This is a genomic window from Synechococcus sp. R55.3 (assembly GCF_047461975.1).
Classification (GTDB): domain Bacteria; phylum Cyanobacteriota; class Cyanobacteriia; order Thermostichales; family Thermostichaceae; genus Thermostichus.
In genome coordinates this window covers 6,189-9,897 of sequence record NZ_JANSIG010000107.1, presented here as the reverse complement: position 1 = coordinate 9,897, position 3,709 = coordinate 6,189, and the positions used below count along the sequence as shown (strand labels likewise).

4 protein-coding genes are annotated in these 3,709 nt (G+C 59.8%); all 4 read right to left on the bottom strand.

Features of this window, described 5'->3' with window-relative positions; translation table 11 throughout:
* Positions 1–125: 125 nt before the first annotated feature.
* The 4 genes from purE to NW849_RS13045 are packed head-to-tail and all read right to left on the bottom strand — an operon-like array spanning position 126 to position 3,354.
* Positions 126–656, bottom strand: coding sequence for a 5-(carboxyamino)imidazole ribonucleotide mutase (gene purE / locus NW849_RS13060; RefSeq protein WP_414358129.1), 531 nt, complete (start codon positions 654–656; stop codon positions 126–128).
* On the bottom strand, positions 626–1,723 hold the full coding sequence (locus tag NW849_RS13055) for an L-threonylcarbamoyladenylate synthase (protein ID WP_414358127.1): 1,098 nt from the start codon (positions 1,721–1,723) through the stop codon (positions 626–628). The genes purE and NW849_RS13055 overlap by 31 nt, the downstream gene beginning before the upstream one ends.
* 25 nt (positions 1,724–1,748) lie before the next feature.
* Complete coding sequence (locus tag NW849_RS13050; protein ID WP_414358125.1) at positions 1,749–2,723, bottom strand: YihY/virulence factor BrkB family protein; 975 nt, start codon at positions 2,721–2,723, stop codon at positions 1,749–1,751.
* Positions 2,698–3,354, bottom strand: a complete 657-nt coding sequence (locus tag NW849_RS13045) for a chromophore lyase CpcT/CpeT (RefSeq protein WP_414358122.1) — start codon at positions 3,352–3,354, stop codon at positions 2,698–2,700. Before NW849_RS13045 ends, NW849_RS13050 begins: the two co-directional genes overlap by 26 nt.
* Positions 3,355–3,709: the final 355 nt, after the last annotated feature.

Here is a 3,709-nt window from a genome sequence, read left to right as displayed (position 1 = left end):
CCAGGATCCCTGGCCGGAAGAAGGGCGACCCGATTGATGTTTCACCGATGGCAACTCCCAAAACTCGGCCCTATCTGGCCCTTTGCAAGGCGGCAAGATAGGTCAACGTTCTCTAAATTATGCTCTTATGCTTTGCCGGTGGAGTCGAGATAGGCTTTCCACCCTTGGGCTTGCAACTGATCGTTTTTCTCCTGCACCGCCTGTTTTAGGCTTTCCCGATAGGCGATCACTCGCCGGAGCAGGTCGGGATCTCCACTGGCCAGGATCTGCACCGCCAGCAGACCCGCATTGTAGCCGTTGCCAATGGCCACCGTGGCCACCGGGATCCCTTTGGGCATTTGCACAATCGAGTATAAGGAGTCGATCCCCTGCAGGGATGGGCTGAGCACCGGCACCCCGATCACCGGCAGAGGGGTGAGGGACGCCACCATCCCCGGCAAATGGGCTGCTCCCCCTGCCCCGGCAATAATGACGCGGATCCCTTGGGTATGGGCGCGGCGGGCAAACTCTACCATGGCCTCGGGGGTGCGGTGGGCGCTGAGGATCTGCATCTGGTAAGGGATCCCGAATGCTTCGCACACCTGGGCGGCGGGTGCAAGGGTGGGCAGATCGGAATCGCTGCCCATTACGATGGCAACGAGGGGGGAAGGTTCCATAGGCTGCTGGCCCGGCGTAGCCGATCCATCATCGCATAGCCCAACCCCGTCAAGATGGGCGGGGGTTCTGCCAACAGGAGTGTGGCATCTCCCTCATCCAGGCGGCGCAAGCTGGCAAAGAGGGCGCGGGCGGCTGCCTTGAGATCCGAACCCAAACACTCCAAACTGAACGTGATCCCCGGCCAATGGCAGGAGAGGGTGTTCAGCAGAGCCTGGGAATCCGCGGCAAAGCTGAGGATGCCTAGGTGAGAATGACCGGTCGCCAGATGCCGCACCTGTTGCCAATCGCCGGGCTGAAGCTGGGCAAAAGGGGTGGGCAAAAGCCAGAGGGGCTTACTGGGAGCGTAGTGGCTGCTCAGCCGTCCTGGCGCTTCCGGCGGGCCCGTTTTGCCGTCCTCAGAGGCCCGGATGGGCAGTTTCAGGTGAGCTTCTAGGGCTTCCAGCGAGATCCCTCCTGGGCGCAGCAGCGTCGGGATCCCCTCGGGGCTGAGCTTCAGCACGGTGGATTCTAGGCCCACGGCACACTCTCCCCCGTCCAAGATGTAAGGGATCCGCCCTCCCAACTCTGCATAGACGGCCTGGGCTGAGGTGGGGCTGATGCGGCCAAAGCGATTGGCACTGGGGGCAGCCAGAGGGGTTTGCACCGCCTGCAACAAAGCTTGAGCCACCGGGTGAGCAGGCACCCGCAGGGCAACAGTAGGCAACCCGCTGCTCACCAGATCCGGCACGGTGGGACACTTGGGCAGCACCAAAGTCAGGGGCCCCGGCCAGAAGGTGTCGATCAGGGATCCCAGCAGAGCACGGGCGGTGGGAGTAAAAGCCGACACATCCACCAGCCACCCCTGCAGCTGCTCTAGGGTCACCCCAGCCGGCAGATGCAGGATCAGGGGATCGAAGCGGGGGCGCTCCTTGGCGGCAAAAATGTTCGCCACTGCCTGCTCATCCAAGCCATGGCCCGCCAGGCCGTAAACCGTCTCCGTGGGGATGGCCACCAACTGGCCCCGCAGCAAGGCTGCCGCCGCTACGGCAATGTGCTCAGGAGTGGGTGAGAGAATTTCCGTCTGCATCCATGACTCGGATTTGGAGTAAGGGCTAGGGATCCCGTTCTTCAATCCATTTTTGCGCCTGGTAGAGGGCGATGTTGATCTGATCCCCAAACAGCAGCGCCAAGGAAGTGAGCCAAACCCAGAGCAGCAGCACAATAACTGCCCCCACCGCCCCGTAGACTTGGTTGAACTGCCCAAAGTGCTCCACGTAAATCCGCAGCCCCCAAGACACCCCAACCCACAGTAGGCTGGCCACGATGGCTCCCGGCCAAATCGGCATTTGGGGTCGGCGCAAGCTGGGGCCAAATCGATACAGCACCCAGCAGGAGAAGACGACCAACCCCAGCGAAATCGGCCAGGTGAGGATCCCCCACAAGTTCAACCCCAGCTCTCGCAAGGGATCCAACTGAGTCGGCCCGCCAACTTCCTGCGCTAAGAATCCCGCTTTCCTGTACAAGAAGCGCAAAAAGCTGGCACTGAACAAAAAGATCAAGCTGGCCAGTCCGGTCAACCCCAAGGTGGCGAGCATCCAAACCAGCGAGATCAGCTTGCGTCTCCAGAAGGGACGGCGCCTATCTTGAGGGATCTCATGGCTGAGATCCAAAGCTGTCATCACCGCCCCCATGGCTCCAGAAGCAGCCCACAGGGTGCCCAAGAAGCCGAGCGACAACAACCCCCGATTCTGCCCGAAGCGGAGCTCGCGCACATACCGATCCAAAAGCGCCAGAGCCTCATGGGGAGCAATTTGGCTCAACTGCTCCATCAAGCGCTCGAAGGCTTGCTCAGAGGAGCCGACAAACAGCCCAACCCCGGTCAGGAGCGTGAGGATGAAGGGGAACAGCGCCAACACCGAGCTATAGGCCATTTCAGAGGCCAGGCCAAACAGCCGGTAGCGCATCGCGTTTTCCCAGGCCAACCGCAGGGTTAGCCAGACCAACTCTCGCCGGGAAGTCCGTCCTGACGACGCGAACGGGATCCCCAGCGCCCACAGCCGCTCAACCAGTCGCTCCAGCAGCCTCATGGTTCAGCACTTCAGCCCACCGGGGTAGGTACTGGGAAAAATCCTGTTTTTTGACAAACCGAAAAGGCCCGGATAGGGATCCCCAGATCACTTGATCGGTCTCCGGATCCCGACCTTGATCCAAGCTGTGAAAGTAGTCGGCTCCGATCTCAAACTCGCTGTACAAATAGGTGGTTCTGCCTTTGCGTTCAACAACACAGCCTTTGCCGGGTAGGCTGCGGCCCCGATAGCAAGATCCCGTCCATTCTACCTGGGTGATACAGCCGGGCAAGAGTTCCAGCTCCGCTGCTGTCAGACCGGCCAATTTCCCCTTCGCGTAAGCGTTGCATAGCAACAACTCTCGACCGGCGCACCTGTAGGAGTCAGGAGCCGTCAAAGCATAGTTTTGAATCCGGATCCCATCTGGAGTATCGAAGAGGTGGATCACCCGCTGCCGGTAGGGCTGCTCAGGATAAATGTCGTACAGTTGCTCCACGTAAAACCCCACCCCCTGGAACACCGACCAAGGCAAGGGACATTGGTACACATGAATGTTGGCAAACCAGACGGGCTCTGCGAGCGCCTGCTGCAGGTTGTTGAAGTGCCCTGCCATCCAGGTGGCCAGTTGGGCCAGTTGGGGGGAAACAGACATAGGTTCAGATAGATTCAATAGAGATTGAGAAGATTCTGTTTGAGCACTCCTGATCCTGCAGACTTTGCCCAATTGTCGAGGACTCCGTCGCGATGGCGCGCTCCATGACCCACTTTACAAAATTACCCAAGCTGCTGTTCTCGGGCTCAGTGGGCCATCCAAAGCGGAGTAGCCGGCGTTTTTTGCAGGGGAGCGGTCGACACCCCAAGAAAGCTTGTATCCTAGAAGGTACAACGCACAGACAGCGGTGAGTTGGGCGGGTTTCCAGGTTTCCCAATGTTGATTTGGATCCCATGAGTGCGCTTCTCTCCCCGGCAACCGATTTGCTGGACGAGTTGCGGCAGCTTTTCCCCTT

Excerpts from the sequence above, each read along its gene's own strand:
- purE (WP_414358129.1), bottom strand. The coding sequence starts at position 656 with ATGGAACCTTCCCCCCTCGTTGCCATCGTAATGGGCAGCGATTCCGAT.
- NW849_RS13055 (WP_414358127.1), bottom strand. The coding sequence starts at position 1,723 with ATGCAGACGGAAATTCTCTCACCCACTCCTGAGCACATTGCCGTAGCG.
- NW849_RS13050 (WP_414358125.1), bottom strand. The coding sequence starts at position 2,723 with ATGAGGCTGCTGGAGCGACTGGTTGAGCGGCTGTGGGCGCTGGGGATC.
- NW849_RS13045 (WP_414358122.1), bottom strand. The coding sequence starts at position 3,354 with ATGTCTGTTTCCCCCCAACTGGCCCAACTGGCCACCTGGATGGCAGGG.